Consider the following 16,235-nt stretch of genomic DNA (forward strand, 5'->3'; position numbering starts at 1 on the left):
ACTTCCGCTCTTCCAGTCCCGCTATGTCCATTGTCAGGCAACACTTTTATTTCCATCTCTCCAGGCACTTCAAGAAGTCTCCGTTACAATCGGTTAGACGAACCGAGGAATAAGACCCTATAGTAGACTATTGCATATCCATAAAACTACTACTTTTTTGTGTTGGTCTCCTATTAGTTCATCATCGCACTTTTCATGAACCCGCGAAGATATTTCTGGGGTATATTGTATCATATGAGAACAATAAGTCCATCTAATGTTCCGTTATCCTGCCCGTTGGCTAATGCCGGCTGCCAGTCTACAACTTTATTTTCACAGTCTAATACTTTATTTTTCAGTCTAACACTTTATTTTCACAGAACACCTAAGCTAAAAAGATCCCGATATATCATCGGGATCTTTCTTGATGTTTGTAAAAAGACTAGTTTCACACTTTTTTATCACCAGACATCTGAACACATCAGGTTTAATAATTTACTAGACATTATTAGTTTTATTTTTAATAATAACCACTGTCGTTGATTTACCAACTATAATGTCAAAGTACTAACTATAGCGTAAAGGTACCAACTTTAATGTAACTGAACAGAAGTTAGAATTTTTACTAACGCTTATTCTACAGTAACACTTTTCGCCAGGTTACGTGGTTTATCAACATCATGACCCAGTGCAAGAGAAGCGTAGTAAGCCAACAGTTGGAGAGATACAACCGAAATTGCAGCAGACAGAATTGGAAGTGTCTTCGGAATGGCAAATACCTGATCCACGGACTTCAGCAACTCAACTGCGTGCTCTTCGTACGTAATCGCAAGAACATCTGCACCACGAGCCTTGACTTCCTTAATGTTGCTCACGGTTTTCTCCAACACGGATTCCTGTGTTACCAAAGCGATAACTGGAATACCGTCTTCAATCAATGCCAGTGTACCATGCTTCAATTCACCCGCAGCATAAGCCTCGGAATGAATGTAGGAGATTTCCTTGAGCTTCAGGGAGCCTTCCTGTACTACAGCATAGTCCTGACCGCGACCAATAAAGAACAGGTGCTTGTGGCTCGCAATTTGCTCAGCATAAGCTTTGATCGCATCTGCTTTACCCAGCATCTCTTCCACTTGCTCTGGCAGGGATTCCATAGCAGCCAGCACATGAGCTACTTGCTCATCTGTTTGTGTGCCACGCACTTGAGCGAGATACAAACCAAACAGATAGAACGCAATCAACTGTGAAGAATATGCTTTAGTGGAGGCTACGGCAATTTCCGGTCCTGCCAGTGTAACCAACACATCATCTGCATCACGGGCGATGGAGCTACCGACTACGTTTGTAATCGCCAGTACATGAGCGCCATTTGCTTGTGCTTCACGCAGGGCTGCCAACGTGTCAGCAGTTTCACCGGATTGGCTCACCACGATCACCAATGTCTCTGGTGTTACGATAGGTGAACGATAACGATATTCGGAAGCCACATCATTTTCTACCGGTATACGAGCCAGACTTTCAATAACTGTACGACCAATCAAACCAGCATTGTAAGCTGTACCACACGCAACAATTTGAATGTTGCGGATATTCTTAATTTGTTCTTCTGTCAGCTTCAACTCAGGAAGAATAACTTTTTTAGTATCTTTATCGATACGGCCCAACATTGTGTCACGATAAGCCTTAGGCTGCTCGTGAATTTCTTTCAGCATGAAATGCTCATAGCCGCCTTTTTCCGCTGTTACAGCATCCCATTCGACATGAATCATTTCCCGAGAAATAAATTGGCCTTCGATTGTCATTAATTCGACAGCATCACTTGTCAAAACAGCCATTTCGCCATCGTTCAAAATAAATACATTGCGTGTATATTTCAGAATAGCCGGAATGTCGGAACCGATAAAGTTCTCGCCTTCTCCCACACCAATAACCAGCGGGCTAGCTTGACGAACAGCAACCAGCTTATTAGGCTCGTGCTCTGTCAGCACACCCAGTGCAAAAGCACCGCGCATAAAGGTAATTGCTTTTTGTACTGCTTTAACGATATCCCCTTTATATTCACGCGCAACCAGATGGGAAATAATTTCCGTGTCCGTCTCAGAAATAAAGGTATGACCTTCGCTGATCAGCTGCTCCTTCAGCTCCAGATAGTTCTCAATAATTCCGTTGTGAACTACAGAGAACTTTTGGCTCTCATCCAAATGTGGATGGGAGTTTTCATCAGAAGGCTTACCGTGCGTTGCCCAACGTGTATGTCCGATACCTGCATGGCCTACCAACGGCGTACCATCCAGTTTAGCTTCCAGATTCGCCAGACGACCTTTAGCCTTGGCTACTTGCAATCCTGAATCTGTAAACACGGCAATACCCGCAGAGTCATAACCGCGATACTCCAGCTTCTTCAATCCGTCAATCAATACCTCTTGCGTATTCTGATTACCAATATATCCTACAATGCCACACATATTCGTTATCCTCCCGATCATCATTTCACAAGACGACTCATCACAGGACTAACGTGTGCGGTAGATTGTGGAATAAAGTTCATTCATCTATGAAGTTGTCAATGATAACTATAGAATTTACAGGCATCTCTTCACGAATGTAACGAAATTCCCAAACCGCGCACGCCAATGATGATGGCCGCACATTCATGAAATGAATCTTATAATTTAGGTTATAAAATAATAAAGACATCTACCGGTGCGTTGTGTAAACAGTTGCCTGTTCATTTTCCGCTGCCGGTTTACGGCTCGATGCTTCACCGGAAGGTCCCCGCCGAATGTTTCGAACACCTTCACCTCGTCAGCTTGTTTTGTCGTGAACCGATTTGCGAGCAACTTTATCTCAACTGAATCCGTTGCTTCTCCACCAAGTTCCCCCGCACAAAATCAAGCTCTGGCGCTTGTATTACGTTACCTTACAACCCTCGCTTCTCTATCTGAGTCACAGCATCCCTATATTATATTCAGCTAAGTATCATTTGGCAATGACACTTTATTCATAATTACACCATGAAGGCCATAAATCGTTAGTAAATAACCGCAAACGCCGTTGCCTGCTTCTTTTTCACAGGCAACGGACGTTTACAAAATTTTAAACTAATTCTTTCTTCACGACATCTACGATCTGACCGACAAATTGCTCCAGTTCGTCCTTATCCGGGCCTTCGGCCATCACACGAATAAGTGATTCTGTGCCTGAAGCACGGACCAATACACGCCCATTATCGCCCAATTGTTGTTCCACCTGCTCAATTGCTTCTGCAATTGCAGGATTCCCTTCGTAATTGCGTTTGTCCTGCACACGCACATTTACGAGCACTTGCGGATACTGTTTCATGAGCGATTTTAGCTCACTCATTTTCTTGCCGGAAGCTTTCAAGGTATCTACCAGCTGAATTCCAGTCAGCATGCCATCGCCTGTCGTATTGTGATCCAGGAAAATAACATGGCCAGACTGCTCACCGCCTAGGTTAAATCCACCCCGACGCATTTCTTCCATCACATAACGGTCCCCGACCGCAGTTTTTGCAGTCTTGAGTGCCAGCTTTTCAGTAGCTTTATAAAAACCGATATTACTCATCACTGTCGATACAATGGTGCTGTCCTTGAGTTTTCCCGCACGGTTCATTGCATCTCCGCAAATGCAGAGAATATAGTCGCCGTCTACCTCTTCCCCGTTCTCATCAATCGCGATCAGACGGTCGGCATCGCCGTCAAAGGCTAAACCAATATCTGCTTTCAAGCGGCGTACTTCCTCTTTCAGCTTTTCAGGATGAGTCGAGCCGCAATGATCATTGATGTTCAAACCGTTCGGCTCGGCACCAATAGTGTGTACCTCAGCTCCCAGTTCTGCAAAGAGCTTCGGCGCCAGCTCATAAGCTGCTCCGTTAGCACAATCCAGTACAATTTTTAACCCTTCAAAAGAATGGCTAATTGTTGTTTTCAAGAACTCCAGATAATCGTAGCGAGAATGCTCGTCTACAACAACCGTTCCCAATCCACCGCCAATCGGACGAGGCAGTTGGTCTTCTTTTGCATCCATGAGCTCTTCAATTTTCAATTCCGTTTCGTCTGTCAATTTAAAACCGTCACCGCCAAAAAACTTAATGCCGTTGTCTTCAACTGGATTGTGTGATGCTGAGATCATTACACCAGCGTCAGCTTTCAATTGACGTGTGAGATATGCCACCCCAGGTGTCGAAACAATACCTAGACGAACCACATTAGCCCCAATGGACAGCAAACCGGCTACAAGAGCCGATTCCAGCATCAGTCCGGATATCCGTGTATCCATACCAATAACAACTGTCGGTTTCTCTACATTACCTGCTAAAACATATCCGCCGCAGCGGCCAATGCTATATGCCAGTTCGGCTGTAAGTTCCTGATTAGCAACGCCTCGTACACCATCTGTACCAAAATATTTCCCCATGTAAAATGACTCCCTTTTTTTGTCTAATAAATCTTGATTATTTACTACAGATAAAACATGTTATGGCTGACTGTTTTCCGAGGTTCCATTCGCAGAAGAATCTGCGCCGTTATGAGGATTTGTTTTATCCTCCGCAGCTGCGTTGTCCCCGGTCTTAGCGTCAGAGTCCCCACCTTGACTGCCTTGCCCCTCCTGTGGCCTCTCCTGCCCCTTTTCGCCACTACCAGAGGGGTTTGGTTCATTCTCACTATTCGGATTCGTTACAGCAGGCGTAGAAGGGCTCTCAATGTTGACCGTTACTTTTAGTTGGCCAGCATTCCCGGATTGCGTAATATACTTAGGCAAGCCTACTTTCAGAGTAACCTCGTGTTGACCAGCCGCGAGGCCACTTACATCTGCCACCAAACTAATATCATCATTGGTTAAATTGTTTACCATATCCTGCGGGCCCTTCACAGTAACATCCATCGTCTTGCCTACGGGTGCTGTAACAGTCGCTCCATCTCCTGCACCTTGTAAAACGATTGGGATGCCTGACAGCGTCCGTTCCGTATCTGTGACTTCATTGGAAGGGACGACGGTCACCTGAATTTGTATTGACCCTGGCTCGATTTTATCAGAACCTGAGGGGGCTGCCAAATTAGCTTGAACTGTACGAGTCCCCGCTTCCGTGAATTGACTTAAATCCAATGTAGCCGTGACGTAAGAGCTGAGGCTGCTCAATATATCCTGCGATGCATATACCGCCGCTTCCTTCACGTTTGCATTGACTTTAGAAAGCGCCAATCCGTCTGGCAACTCTCCAGCATAGACAATCTTAACAGGCACAGATTTCGCCTGCTGAGTTACCGGTATTTCAACGGACACAGTGGATGGCTCAATGACCGCTCCTGTAAGTTCCTGTCCCTTTTTGTTATAAGCCTTCAGTTTTACACGCTTCTGTTCAAACTTTTCTGAGATACCATCCGTATTAACAGCCCCTTGAACGGCAGTAACGGTACTCAACTGGCTTTTAGGCAAGGTAACCTTCACGGTTTGAGGAGCAATTACAGGCTTCCCAAGCTGCAGTCCCCCATCTGGGTTTCCTTTAGGAACTATAGATACATTAAATGATTTCGTTTGTTTTTCCTCAATCGTCACTGTAACACGGTTAGGAGTCATAGACACCAACTCTACTCCATCCGGTAAGTCCGGTTCGAGTGACAATGTTTTAGTACCTGCCCCTAAGCCGTTTAAGTTCAGCTTTGCCTGATAATTATCCGCGAAAAAAGAAGTCAGCACAGAGCGCTGTCCTCTGACCTCCATCTTAACATGGTCAGTATCCATGGTAGACAATACATATTTTGAATCATCCAGACCACTAGCCTGAATGCCCACATTATCAATCACTTTATTATTATAAGAAACGGTCAGCGTAGATGAAGGTGTACCTGTATCTAGATGGACCATTCCCCACAGCAGGATAGCAACCGCAAGCGCCAATATCTTGGAAATCGTATTATTGTTAATCCATTTGTCCATCATGAATTTCCACGGCCTCCCCTCCGATTCCAGAATGAGCCGCGTTTTTCCTTCAAAGACGGTGTTGGCCGCAACTCCTCATACAGCTTGGAGATTAGGGATTCTTCCTTAATGTCGCGCACGACCTGTCCATTAATGGCCAAAGAAATTTGCCCTGTTTCCTCTGATACCACGACAGTTACGGCATCAGTTACCTCACTCACCCCAATCGCAGCACGGTGACGGGTTCCCAACTCCTTGCTGATGAACGGATTTTCCGATAATGGCAAATAACAGGCCGCAGAAGCAATCTGTTTATTTTGAATAATCACCGCACCATCATGCAAAGGCGTATTAGGAATGAAGATGTTAATTAGCAGTTCAGAACTGACTACGGCCTGTGTCTTGATACCAGACTCCGTATATTCGTTTAGCCCTGTCTCGCGTTCAAATACGACCAAAGCTCCTATTTTCCTACGTGATAAATAATTCAGCGCCTTAATCATTTCTCCGATTAACTTGTTAATCTCTTCATCATCCGCAGACGAACGCCCAAATAGTTTACCACGCCCCAATTGCTCCAGTGCACGACGCAACTCAGGCTGAAAAATAATAAAGATAGCCACCACACCAAAGGTGAACATCTGATTCATCAACCACTTGAGCGTATATAAATCAAACCAGGTGCTAACCGCCCAAATGACAACCAGAAACAGAATCCCTTTCAACAATTGGACTGCACGCGTTCCGCGAACAAGTAAAATAAGCTGATACATAATATAGGTTACGATCAAAATGTCGATAATATCTTTAATGGACTCTTTCCAAGTCAGGTCCGCAAAATAATCCAACATGCGCATGCCCCCGCAATTTTCTGTAGTGAGTGGGTGTAATATGTACACAGTATGCTCTCTCTATCTAGGTTATAACGATCAGGCTCACGTTGCAAGCTGTGTGACAAAAGAACCGCTAAAATCAGTAAAATACAGTACAATTCGCCAGCTTCATATACAAAAAAACGCCTTTTCCAGCGGAAAGAGGCGCTCGATATTGTCCTTGCCATTTCAAGCTTCTTTTATGGAGAAGATGGTCCCCCGAATAAATCAGTAACCTTGTACCAAATCCAATCCAAGGTTTGATCAATGCTTTTAACCTGTCCTGCAATATGGGCGGTGGACGCTTGATAATAAGAACCATCAATCACAGTTACATTTCCTTCCACATCACCGTATACACGGGCTTCACCATTTTGCACTGTTAAATCTCCGGCAATGGACTTCCCTTCAGGCACAATCACAGTATCACCCTGAATAACGACTTGATCCAGTTGGCTTCCTTTGACTACCAATTGATGGTCCGTGCTAGAAAAGCTGGCCATGCTTGAGCATATAACAATAAGGAAGAAGGCAGCGGCTGTTACAGCGGGATGCCTTTTCACCCACGTCAGCATAGGCACCGCAGTCTGTCTTTTATGCGGCGGCAAAGCATTCATAATGCGAAATGTCAGCTCATCCGATACACACGGCACTTGATGATAGCGTGTACCGTAAAGCATCGCATCCGTCCGCTCCAGCTCTTTAAAACGCATGCGGCATTCCGGGCAGTCTAACAAGTGCTGTTCCAACTCATGTTTGTCCTGCTCAGACAGGTCGCCATCTAGATAGTCATGCATAAAAGAGACGGCTTGTTTGCAATCCATATGAGCCAATCCTTTCTAGTATTCTTCCGTGTTTCTCAACATAACATGCTCCGGCTTAGAAACTTTGCTCATCTTACATACGTTACAACGAGCATTATGTTTCATAAAAACATCTATGCAGACTCTTTTCCTAGAATCTATGCGTATGATCTATAGCTTGTGCTCCAATTTTTTGCGCAGAAAATCCCGCCCCCTGTGTACTCTTGTCTTAATAGTGGTAACTGGGAGATTGAGCACATCGCTGATTTCCTGTAAGGAAAGCTCCTGCAAGTACCGTAAAACCATAATCGTTCTGTATTTATCTGGAAGGCTGTCAATGGCGTCATGAATCAAAGCCTGCGTTTCGGACAGAAGCGTACTCCCCTCAGGGGTAAGCTCTTCACTGGCGAGCATGGCGTACCCATCGACACCTTCCTGATCATTCATTTCAGCATCAAGTGAGTATGTAGGTTTTCTCCTTCGCAGACGGTCAATGCACAGATTTGTAGCAATTCGATAAATCCAGGTCGAGAACTTCTGTCCATGATCATATTTTTCCAAATTACGATACACACGCAAAAAAGTTTCCTGCACCAGATCCTCCGCCTCATGGCGATTACCTAGCATCCGGTAGGAAAGATGAAAAATCCGATCTTTATATAACTCGACTAACTCCGCAAAAGCTCGCTGATCGCCTTTCTGTACCAGCCTTACCAAGCGGCTTTCCATATTATCCACTCTATACTCCCCCAGACTTGCTGATGGGTTACTTATTATATGTTTATGATTATTCATCGTAGTTTAATTTTATCCGGAAATCAACTGTAGTATTGTTACTAACTGCAAGCACGCCTGCCATCAATATACAAACAGCACAATCGGGCACCCCATGAGTACCCGATTGCCTGTATTCGTACAACCGTACTATATCAGCCCGTATTTCTTAAGCCTGCGGCAATTCCGTTAATTGTCAACAATACCTCACGCAGCATTTCAGTGTCATCACCGTTCTGATCCCGCAGCTCGCGTAGCTCACTTAGCAATTGGACCTGCAAGTAACTTAACGGATCAACATAAGGATTACGCAAGCGGATAGATTCCTGAATAACTGGTACGTCGTCCAAAATCTCGGATTGTCCAGTTATTTTCAAAATCAACTTAGATGTCAGCTTGAACTCCGCTGAAATCTGCCCGAAAATACGCTGCCGGGCCTCTTCGTTATCCGACATCCCAGCATACTCTTCTGCAATCAGTAAATCCGCTTTAGCGATTGCCATTTGCAGTGTATCAATAAGTGACCGGAAGAAAGCAGAGTCCCTAAACATCGTTTGCAGCACTTTAAGATTATCCTCATTGTTTTGATAGAAGCTTTGCAAACCTGTTCCAGCCGCATACCATGCAGGTAACAAGTAACGGCTCTGTGTCCATGCAAAAACCCATGGAATGGCCCGCAAGTCCTCAAAACGTTCGCTGTTCTTACGCTTGGACGGACGAGATCCAATATTCAGCTCGCCCACCTCAGGCAACGGTGTAGACTCTTTGAAGAAGTTGAAGAAATCCGGATCCCGGAATATCAAATCCTGATACTTATCCAGTGATACTTGGGAAATGCGGGCGATAATCTCCTCCCAGCTCTCCTCAAACACTTCCTTCTTCCCGGAACGATGATATGCCACAGCCGTAATCAGCGCCGATGTTGCCTGCTCCAAGCTCCGGTACGCGATGCCTCTAAGCGAGTATCGAGATGATAGTACTTCGCCTTGCTCCGTAATCTTGATTCCGCCTCCAATCGTATGAGGAGGTTGAGCCAAAATACTGCGATTAAGTGGCATTCCTCCACGACCCAGCGCACCTCCACGACCGTGGAAAAACTTCACTTTTACGTCAAACTCATTAACTACTTCCGTAATGCTGTTCATAGCGACCCGAAGTTCCCAGTTCGCTGTAACCACACCACCATCTTTATTACTGTCCGAGTATCCCAGCATAATCTCCTGAAGCTGGTCCATCGCAGCCACAGATTGTCGATATACAGGCAAGTTCATCAATCTTCTCATAATATCAGGTGCAGCGTGCAGATCATCTATCGTTTCGAACAAAGGGACGGATTGCAGTGTACAGATAACAGTGCCATCCTTCTCGATGCGAAACAGGCCTACCTCTTTGGATAAGACCATAACCTCCAGTAAGTCACTGGCTCCCTGAGTCATACTGATCAAGTAGCTTGTAATGGACTGCTTGCCGAATTCCTCTTGAGCCAAATAAATCGTACGATATACGTCAAGACATTCCTGTGTGCTATCGCTATATTTTAAATACGGTGAAGTAATCGGACGAGGTTCATTCAGCAGCTTTTCCAGCAGATTTATTTTTTCTTCTTCTGACAGCTTACTGTAATCCGACACAATATTCATTTTAGACAGAATTTCAGTCATCGCATTTTCATGTTCCTGACTATGCTGACGCACATCCAGTGTAGCTGTATGGAATCCAAACAACTCTACCTGGCGAATCATCTTTTGAATATATGTGTTTGCCACATAATCGGCAAAATGATGGCGCAGGCTGTTGTCAATAACATTTAGGTCTGCAATGAGCTCTTCCGCAGAATTATAACGCTCATTGGTGCCCTGTTTGCTTTCATCCAGGATGTTGTTCACTTTAGCAATCATATATGCCAGTTTAATGCGATAAGGTTCTTTTTCGTTATGCCATACTTCCATCTTTTTAAGTGTAATGTGAGTACGGTCTTCTTCAATAGAAGCCAGCAGATCATCGGAAACTCGCACAATGCTGGTGCTGAAACTCAAGTAACCCATGAGTTCCTTTAACGTGTGCTGATATTCTCTCAAAGCCAACTTGCGCTGCATACGTAACGTTTCCCAAGTCACATGAGCTGTCACAGACGGATTGCCGTCCCGGTCTCCACCGATCCAGGAACCAAATCTCAGATAAGTGGGTATGTGCCATTTTTGTTCGGGATAATATTTATCCAAACATCGTTCCAATTCTTGGTACACATCTGGCAGTACATGAAACAAGGTCTCGTGAAAATAATACATTCCATTTCTTACTTCATCTAATACAGTTGGCTTGCGATCACGCAGCTCATCTGTCTGCCACAGCGTAATTACTTCGTTTAGCAGATTCTCCCGTACCTGTTCCCGCTCACGTAAGGTAAGCATCGGATTATCCAGCAGCATGACGTCCTCGGAAATGCGCTTGTGGATATCAAGAATTACTCGTCGTGTCGCTTCTGTAGGATGTGCGGTCATGACCAGCTCCAAAGAGAGCTCATTCAGCAAGTTGCTAACGTCCTCAGCGGAGAAGCCCCCCTGTTTAAGCTCCTGAACGGAACTTTCAATGGAACCAGGTTGAACATCTTCACCAGCGGAATGCTCATAATCCCGCTTACGACGAATACGATGGTTTTGCTCAGCGATATTCACCAACTGAAAATAAATCGCAAACGCGCGAATAACCTGGTGACGAATATCCGTATCCAGTCCGCTGACCATTTGTTTGAAATTCTCATACAACTCCGGCTGATACCCGGCACGTAACGATTTACTTGTCTCACGTATTTTCTCCACGATATCCAAAAGTTCGTTGCCACCCTGATGAACCAAAACCTCACCAAGAATATTTCCTAGAAAACGAACGTCCCGCCGCAGCAGATTGTTGGATTGGTTTTTGTTAGCGGTTAACGTAAGCTCAGTCATGCTTTTCCCCCCATCTGATCTGTTCCACACCATATACAGTTGTAGCAAAGGTACGTATACACACGAAATTTGACACTTTCTTAACATCATACAATAAAAACGCATGAAAAGCTGCAAAATTTACAGTAAAAAATCATGTTTTTGAAATACTTCTTTTGAGAAAATATTGGTTTAATATGAATAAAGATGAAATTAATAATTGAAAATGAATGTATACACTAGTGATGCGTGAAATATTATGCACAGTCTCTTATAAAGAGTGTGTTTTTAAAGGTGCAAATTCATGCAGCATGATGTGAATATGTTTATTAATTGTTGACAAAGTCAACCCCATTATCCTTCTATCCACAAAGATATACACAAATTAGCCATTTCTTCAGTGTTTCTTGGCATTTCCTCTTTAAGACTTCGCTTTTTACCCACATAAACAAAGAGGAATGTGCACAACGCAAGAGCAGATGCAGAGTTATCACCATGAATTCGTACCATAATAGCTATAGGATTCCTATATTCAAAGGATTTGATCACGAAATTAGCCTTACTGTAGAAGAAAGGGTACGTTAGAGGGGAAATTCGGGATCTAGGTGTCATAAGTAACAAGAGCCTATGTACAATATGCACAAGTCATCCCCAACTGTGCATGACAGGAGACATAACTGCATTAGCTTATATACATAGAAGTAAATGTAATGTGGACAAAATAAAAAGAAGCCTTTCGGCTTCTAGGTAATCGGTAAGCGGGTGATGGGAATCGAACCCACGCTATCAGCTTGGAAGGCTGAAGTTCTACCATTGAACTACACCCGCAAATTAGTATCGGGATGACACGATTTGAACATGCGACCCCCTGGTCCCAAACCAGGTGCTCTACCAAGCTGAGCTACATCCCGATATTATACTTTTTAAATATGGCGCGCCCTGAGAGATTCGAACTCCCGGCCTTTTGATTCGTAGTCAAACGCTCTATCCAGCTGAGCTAAGGGCGCAAATATGGAGCGGACGACGGGAATCGAACCCGCGACCCTCGCCTTGGCAAGGCGATGCTCTACCGCTGAGCCACGTCCGCAAAAACAAGATGCGCGTGGAGGGACTTGAACCCCCACGTCAAAGACGCTAGATCCTAAGTCTAGTGCGTCTGCCAATTCCGCCACACGCGCATGTAATACAATGGTGAGCCATGAAGGACTCGAACCTTCGACACCCTGATTAAAAGTCAGGTGCTCTACCAACTGAGCTAATGGCTCTTAATGGCTGGGGATATAGGATTTGAACCTATGCATGACGGAGTCAAAGTCCGTTGCCTTACCGCTTGGCTAATCCCCAATATGCATATGATTCACAATTCCCCATGATTTCATCCAGGTAAGAGGATGAAAAATGGTGGAGGCTGAGGGGCTCGAACCCCCGACCCTCTGCTTGTAAGGCAGATGCTCTCCCAGCTGAGCTAAGCCTCCATACTATCCTATGACCCGTAGGGGATTCGAACCCCTGTTACCTCCGTGAAAGGGAGGTGTCTTAACCCCTTGACCAACGGGCCATCCTATAACAAGCTCTCAACCGGGTTCGAACCGGTGACCTCATCCTTACCATGGATGCACTCTACCTGCTGAGCTATGAGAGCAAATGGCTCCCCGAACAGGACTCGAACCTGTGACAACTCGATTAACAGTCGAGTGCTCTACCAACTGAGCTATCAGGGAATATTAATCATAAAGCTCTGCTTGGCGACGTCCTACTCTCCCAGGACCCTGCGGTCCAAGTACCATCGGCGCTGGAGGGCTTAACGGTCGTGTTCGGGATGGGTACGTGTGGAACCCCTCCGCTATCGCCACCAAACATGAATTTACACCGTAAATTCTAATGTACGGTTATTCGGTTCATCACTTATCGTGTGAATAAATAGCCATGCGCTTGTTGTATGTATTTCTACATACCTTCAAGGTTACACCCTGAAAACTGGATCCGAAACTCATTTGCGTCTTATTTTAGGATAAGCCCTCGACCGATTAGTATTGGTCAGCTCCATGCATTACTGCACTTCCACCCCCAACCTATCTACCTCGTCGTCTTCAAGGGGTCTTACTAATTGGGAAATCTCATCTTGAGGGGGGCTTCACGCTTAGATGCTTTCAGCGCTTATCCCTTCCGTACATAGCTACCCAGCGGTGCTCCTGGCGGAACAACTGGTACACCAGCGGTACGTCCATCCCGGTCCTCTCGTACTAAGGACAGCTCCTCTCAAATTTCCTACGCCCACGACAGATAGGGACCGAACTGTCTCACGACGTTCTGAACCCAGCTCGCGTACCGCTTTAATGGGCGAACAGCCCAACCCTTGGGACCTACTTCAGCCCCAGGATGCGATGAGCCGACATCGAGGTGCCAAACCTCCCCGTCGATGTGGACTCTTGGGGGAGATAAGCCTGTTATCCCCAGGGTAGCTTTTATCCGTTGAGCGATGGCCCTTCCATGCGGTACCACCGGATCACTAAGCCCGACTTTCGTCCCTGCTCGACTTGTAGGTCTCGCAGTCAAGCTCCCTTCTGCCTTTGCACTCTTCGAATGATTTCCAACCATTCTGAGGGAACCTTGGGGCGCCTCCGTTACTCTTTAGGAGGCGACCGCCCCAGTCAAACTGCCCACCTGACACTGTCCTCGCACCGGTTCACGGTACCAAGTTAGAACCTAGATACGATCAGGGTGGTATCCCAAGGATGCCTCCTCTCAAGCTGGCGCTCAAGATTCAACGGCTCCCACCTATCCTGTACAGATCGTACCCAAATTCAATATCAAGCTGCAGTAAAGCTCCATGGGGTCTTTCCGTCTTGTCGCGGGTAACCTGCATCTTCACAGGTATTAAAATTTCACCGGATCTCTCGTTGAGACAGCGCCCAAGTCGTTACGCCATTCGTGCGGGTCAGAATTTACCTGACAAGGAATTTCGCTACCTTAGGACCGTTATAGTTACGGCCGCCGTTTACTGGGGCTTCGGTTCATAGCTTCGCCCCGAAGGGCTTACCACTCCCCTTAACCTTCCAGCACCGGGCAGGCGTCAGCCCGTATACTTCGCCTTGCGGCTTCGCACAGACCTGTGTTTTTGCTAAACAGTCGCTTGGGCCTTTTCACTGCGGCCCCCTCGGGCTATTCACCCTACCGAGGCACCCCTTCTCCCGAAGTTACGGGGTCATTTTGCCGAGTTCCTTAACGAGAGTTCTTCCGCGCGCCTTAGAATTCTCTTCTCGCCTACCTGTGTCGGTTTGCGGTACGGGCACCTTCTCCTGGCTAGAGGCTTTTCTTGGCAGTCTGAGATCATGACCTTCGCTACTATAATTTTCGCTCCCCATCACAGCCCAGCCTTACGATGTGCGGATTTGCCTACACATCAGCCTCACTGCTTAGACGGACATCCATCAGTCCGCGTCACTACCCTACTGCGTCACCCCATCGCTCATAACGGATTACGGTGGTACAGGAATTTCGACCTGTTGTCCTTCGACTACGCCTATCGGCCTCGCCTTAGGTCCCGACTTACCCTGAGCGGACGAACCTTCCTCAGGAACCCTTAGGCTTTCGGCGGATCTGATTCTCACAGATCTTTTCGTTACTCATACCGGCATTCTCACTTGAATGCAGTCCAGCGCTCCTTACGGTACACCTTCAACCCGCATTCAACGCTCCCCTACCCCTGATGCAAGCATCAAGCCATAGCTTCGGTGGTGTGTTTAGCCCCGTTACATTTTCGGCGCAGAGTCACTCGACCAGTGAGCTATTACGCACTCTTTCAATGGTGGCTGCTTCTAAGCCAACATCCTGGTTGTCTGTGCAACTCCACATCCTTTCCCACTTAACACACACTTGGGGACCTTAGCTGATGGTCTGGGCTGTTTCCCTTTCGACAATGGATCTTAGCACTCACTGTCTGACTCCCGGAACTAAATCTATGGCATTCGGAGTTTGACTGAGCTTGGTAACCCTTGCGGGCCCCGCACCCAATCAGTGCTCTACCTCCACGATTCTATTTCCGAGGCTAGCCCTAAAGCTATTTCGGGGAGAACCAGCTATCTCCGGGTTCGATTGGAATTTCTCCGCTACCCCCACCTCATCCCCGCATTTTTCAACATGCGTGGGTTCGGGCCTCCAGTGCGTGTTACCGCACCTTCACCCTGGACAGGGGTAGATCACCCGGTTTCGGGTCTACGTCCACGTACTCATTCGCCCTATTCAGACTCGCTTTCGCTGCGGCTTCAGCTCTTCACCTTAACCTTGCACGGGAACGTAACTCGCCGGTTCATTCTACAAAAGGCACGCCATCACCCATAAATAGGGCTCTGACTTCTTGTAAGCACACGGTTTCAGGATCTATTTCACTCCCCTTCCGGGGTGCTTTTCACCTTTCCCTCACGGTACTGCTTCACTATCGGTCGCCAGGGAGTATTTAGCCTTGGCAGATGGTCCTGCCGGATTCATACGGGGTTTCACGTGCCCCGCACTACTCGGGATCCGTCTCGGAGGGAACCAGTTTTGAACTACAGGGCTTTTACCTTCTCTGGCGGGCCTTTCCAGACCTCTTCATCTAACCGGTTCCTTTGTAACTCCATGTGAGACGTCCCACAACCCCAAGGAGCAAGCTCCTTGGTTTGGGCTAATCCGCGTTCGCTCGCCGCTACTGACGGAATCACTATTGTTTTCTCTTCCTCAGGGTACTTAGATGTTTCAGTTCCCCTGGTCTGCCTCTATTCTGCCTATGTATTCAGCAGAAAGTGACTGTCGATGAAGACAGCCGGGTTTCCCCATTCGGACATCCCCGGATCAAAGCTTGCTTACAGCTCCCCGAGGCCTTATCGTTGTTCGCCACGTCCTTCGTCGGCTCCTGGCGCCTAGGCATCCTCCGTGTGCTCTTTGTAGCTTAACCTAGTATT

The 16,235-nt window shown here is 46.5% G+C and carries 7 protein-coding genes, 11 tRNA genes and 2 rRNA genes; all 20 read right to left on the reverse strand.

What is annotated here, in order from left to right:
• Positions 1 to 611 precede the first annotated feature (611 nt).
• Positions 612 to 2,444, reverse strand: a complete 1,833-nt coding sequence (glmS, locus tag T3H97_RS22695; RefSeq protein WP_103050374.1) for a glutamine--fructose-6-phosphate transaminase (isomerizing) — start codon at positions 2,442 to 2,444, stop codon at positions 612 to 614.
• 631 nt (positions 2,445 to 3,075) lie between these two features.
• Positions 3,076 to 4,416 carry a phosphoglucosamine mutase gene (gene glmM / locus T3H97_RS22700; protein WP_013312125.1) on the reverse strand — a complete coding sequence of 447 codons (1,341 nt, stop codon included), beginning with the start codon at positions 4,414 to 4,416 and terminating at the stop codon, positions 3,076 to 3,078.
• A 60-nt stretch (positions 4,417 to 4,476) separates the two neighbouring features.
• Positions 4,477 to 5,940 carry a CdaR family protein gene (locus tag T3H97_RS22705; RefSeq protein ID WP_328800961.1) on the reverse strand — a complete coding sequence of 488 codons (1,464 nt, stop codon included), beginning with the start codon at positions 5,938 to 5,940 and terminating at the stop codon, positions 4,477 to 4,479.
• Positions 5,937 to 6,770, reverse strand: a complete 834-nt coding sequence (cdaA, locus tag T3H97_RS22710; protein ID WP_013312127.1) for a diadenylate cyclase CdaA — start codon at positions 6,768 to 6,770, stop codon at positions 5,937 to 5,939. Before cdaA ends, T3H97_RS22705 begins: the two co-directional genes overlap by 4 nt.
• Positions 6,771 to 6,991: 221 nt before the next feature.
• Entirely contained in the window at positions 6,992 to 7,615 is a 624-nt protein-coding gene (locus T3H97_RS22715; protein ID WP_013312128.1) for an anti-sigma factor, read from the reverse strand.
• Positions 7,616 to 7,765: 150 nt separating this feature from the next.
• Positions 7,766 to 8,332 (reverse strand): RNA polymerase sigma factor SigW, encoded by a 567-nt coding sequence (sigW, locus tag T3H97_RS22720; protein WP_016818747.1) that lies wholly within the window; start codon positions 8,330 to 8,332, stop codon positions 7,766 to 7,768.
• 191 nt (positions 8,333 to 8,523) lie between these two features.
• Positions 8,524 to 11,316, reverse strand: coding sequence for a phosphoenolpyruvate carboxylase (gene ppc, locus T3H97_RS22725; protein WP_328800962.1), 2,793 nt, complete (start codon positions 11,314 to 11,316; stop codon positions 8,524 to 8,526).
• A 736-nt stretch (positions 11,317 to 12,052) separates the two neighbouring features.
• Positions 12,053 to 12,123, reverse strand: a tRNA-Gly gene (locus T3H97_RS22730).
• Between the two features lie 9 nt (positions 12,124 to 12,132).
• Positions 12,133 to 12,206 (reverse strand) — tRNA-Pro (locus T3H97_RS22735).
• Positions 12,207 to 12,225: 19 nt separating this feature from the next.
• Positions 12,226 to 12,302 (reverse strand) — tRNA-Arg (locus T3H97_RS22740).
• Between the two features lie 5 nt (positions 12,303 to 12,307).
• Positions 12,308 to 12,382: transfer RNA gene (locus T3H97_RS22745), tRNA-Gly, on the reverse strand.
• 10 nt (positions 12,383 to 12,392) lie between these two features.
• Positions 12,393 to 12,473: transfer RNA gene (locus tag T3H97_RS22750), tRNA-Leu, on the reverse strand.
• A gap of 11 nt (positions 12,474 to 12,484) precedes the next feature.
• Positions 12,485 to 12,560, reverse strand: a tRNA-Lys gene (locus T3H97_RS22755).
• Positions 12,561 to 12,564: 4 nt separating this feature from the next.
• A tRNA-Gln gene (locus T3H97_RS22760) sits at positions 12,565 to 12,639 on the reverse strand.
• A gap of 55 nt (positions 12,640 to 12,694) precedes the next feature.
• Positions 12,695 to 12,770 (reverse strand) — tRNA-Val (locus tag T3H97_RS22765).
• Positions 12,771 to 12,781: 11 nt separating this feature from the next.
• Positions 12,782 to 12,853: transfer RNA gene (locus tag T3H97_RS22770), tRNA-Glu, on the reverse strand.
• A gap of 11 nt (positions 12,854 to 12,864) precedes the next feature.
• Positions 12,865 to 12,937: transfer RNA gene (locus T3H97_RS22775), tRNA-Thr, on the reverse strand.
• A 3-nt stretch (positions 12,938 to 12,940) separates the two neighbouring features.
• Positions 12,941 to 13,016 (reverse strand) — tRNA-Asn (locus T3H97_RS22780).
• Positions 13,017 to 13,035: 19 nt separating this feature from the next.
• A 5S ribosomal RNA gene (gene rrf, locus T3H97_RS22785) occupies positions 13,036 to 13,152 on the reverse strand.
• Positions 13,153 to 13,302: 150 nt separating this feature from the next.
• Positions 13,303 to 16,228, reverse strand: a 23S ribosomal RNA gene (locus T3H97_RS22790).
• Positions 16,229 to 16,235 lie beyond the last annotated feature (7 nt).

This window comes from Paenibacillus sp. LX16 (assembly GCF_036252815.1).
Classification (GTDB): Bacteria; Bacillota; Bacilli; order Paenibacillales; family Paenibacillaceae; genus Paenibacillus; species Paenibacillus polymyxa_B.

Bases quoted from the DNA above. Each gene is read 5' to 3' on its own strand.
- glmS (WP_103050374.1), bottom strand. From the start codon at position 2,444: ATGTGTGGCATTGTAGGATATATTGGTAATCAGAATACGCAAGAGGTA.
- glmM (WP_013312125.1), bottom strand. From the start codon at position 4,416: ATGGGGAAATATTTTGGTACAGATGGTGTACGAGGCGTTGCTAATCAG.
- T3H97_RS22705 (WP_328800961.1), bottom strand. From the start codon at position 5,940: ATGATGGACAAATGGATTAACAATAATACGATTTCCAAGATATTGGCG.
- cdaA (WP_013312127.1), bottom strand. From the start codon at position 6,770: ATGTTGGATTATTTTGCGGACCTGACTTGGAAAGAGTCCATTAAAGAT.
- T3H97_RS22715 (WP_013312128.1), bottom strand. From the start codon at position 7,615: ATGGATTGCAAACAAGCCGTCTCTTTTATGCATGACTATCTAGATGGC.
- ppc (WP_328800962.1), bottom strand. From the start codon at position 11,316: ATGACTGAGCTTACGTTAACCGCTAACAAAAACCAATCCAACAATCTG.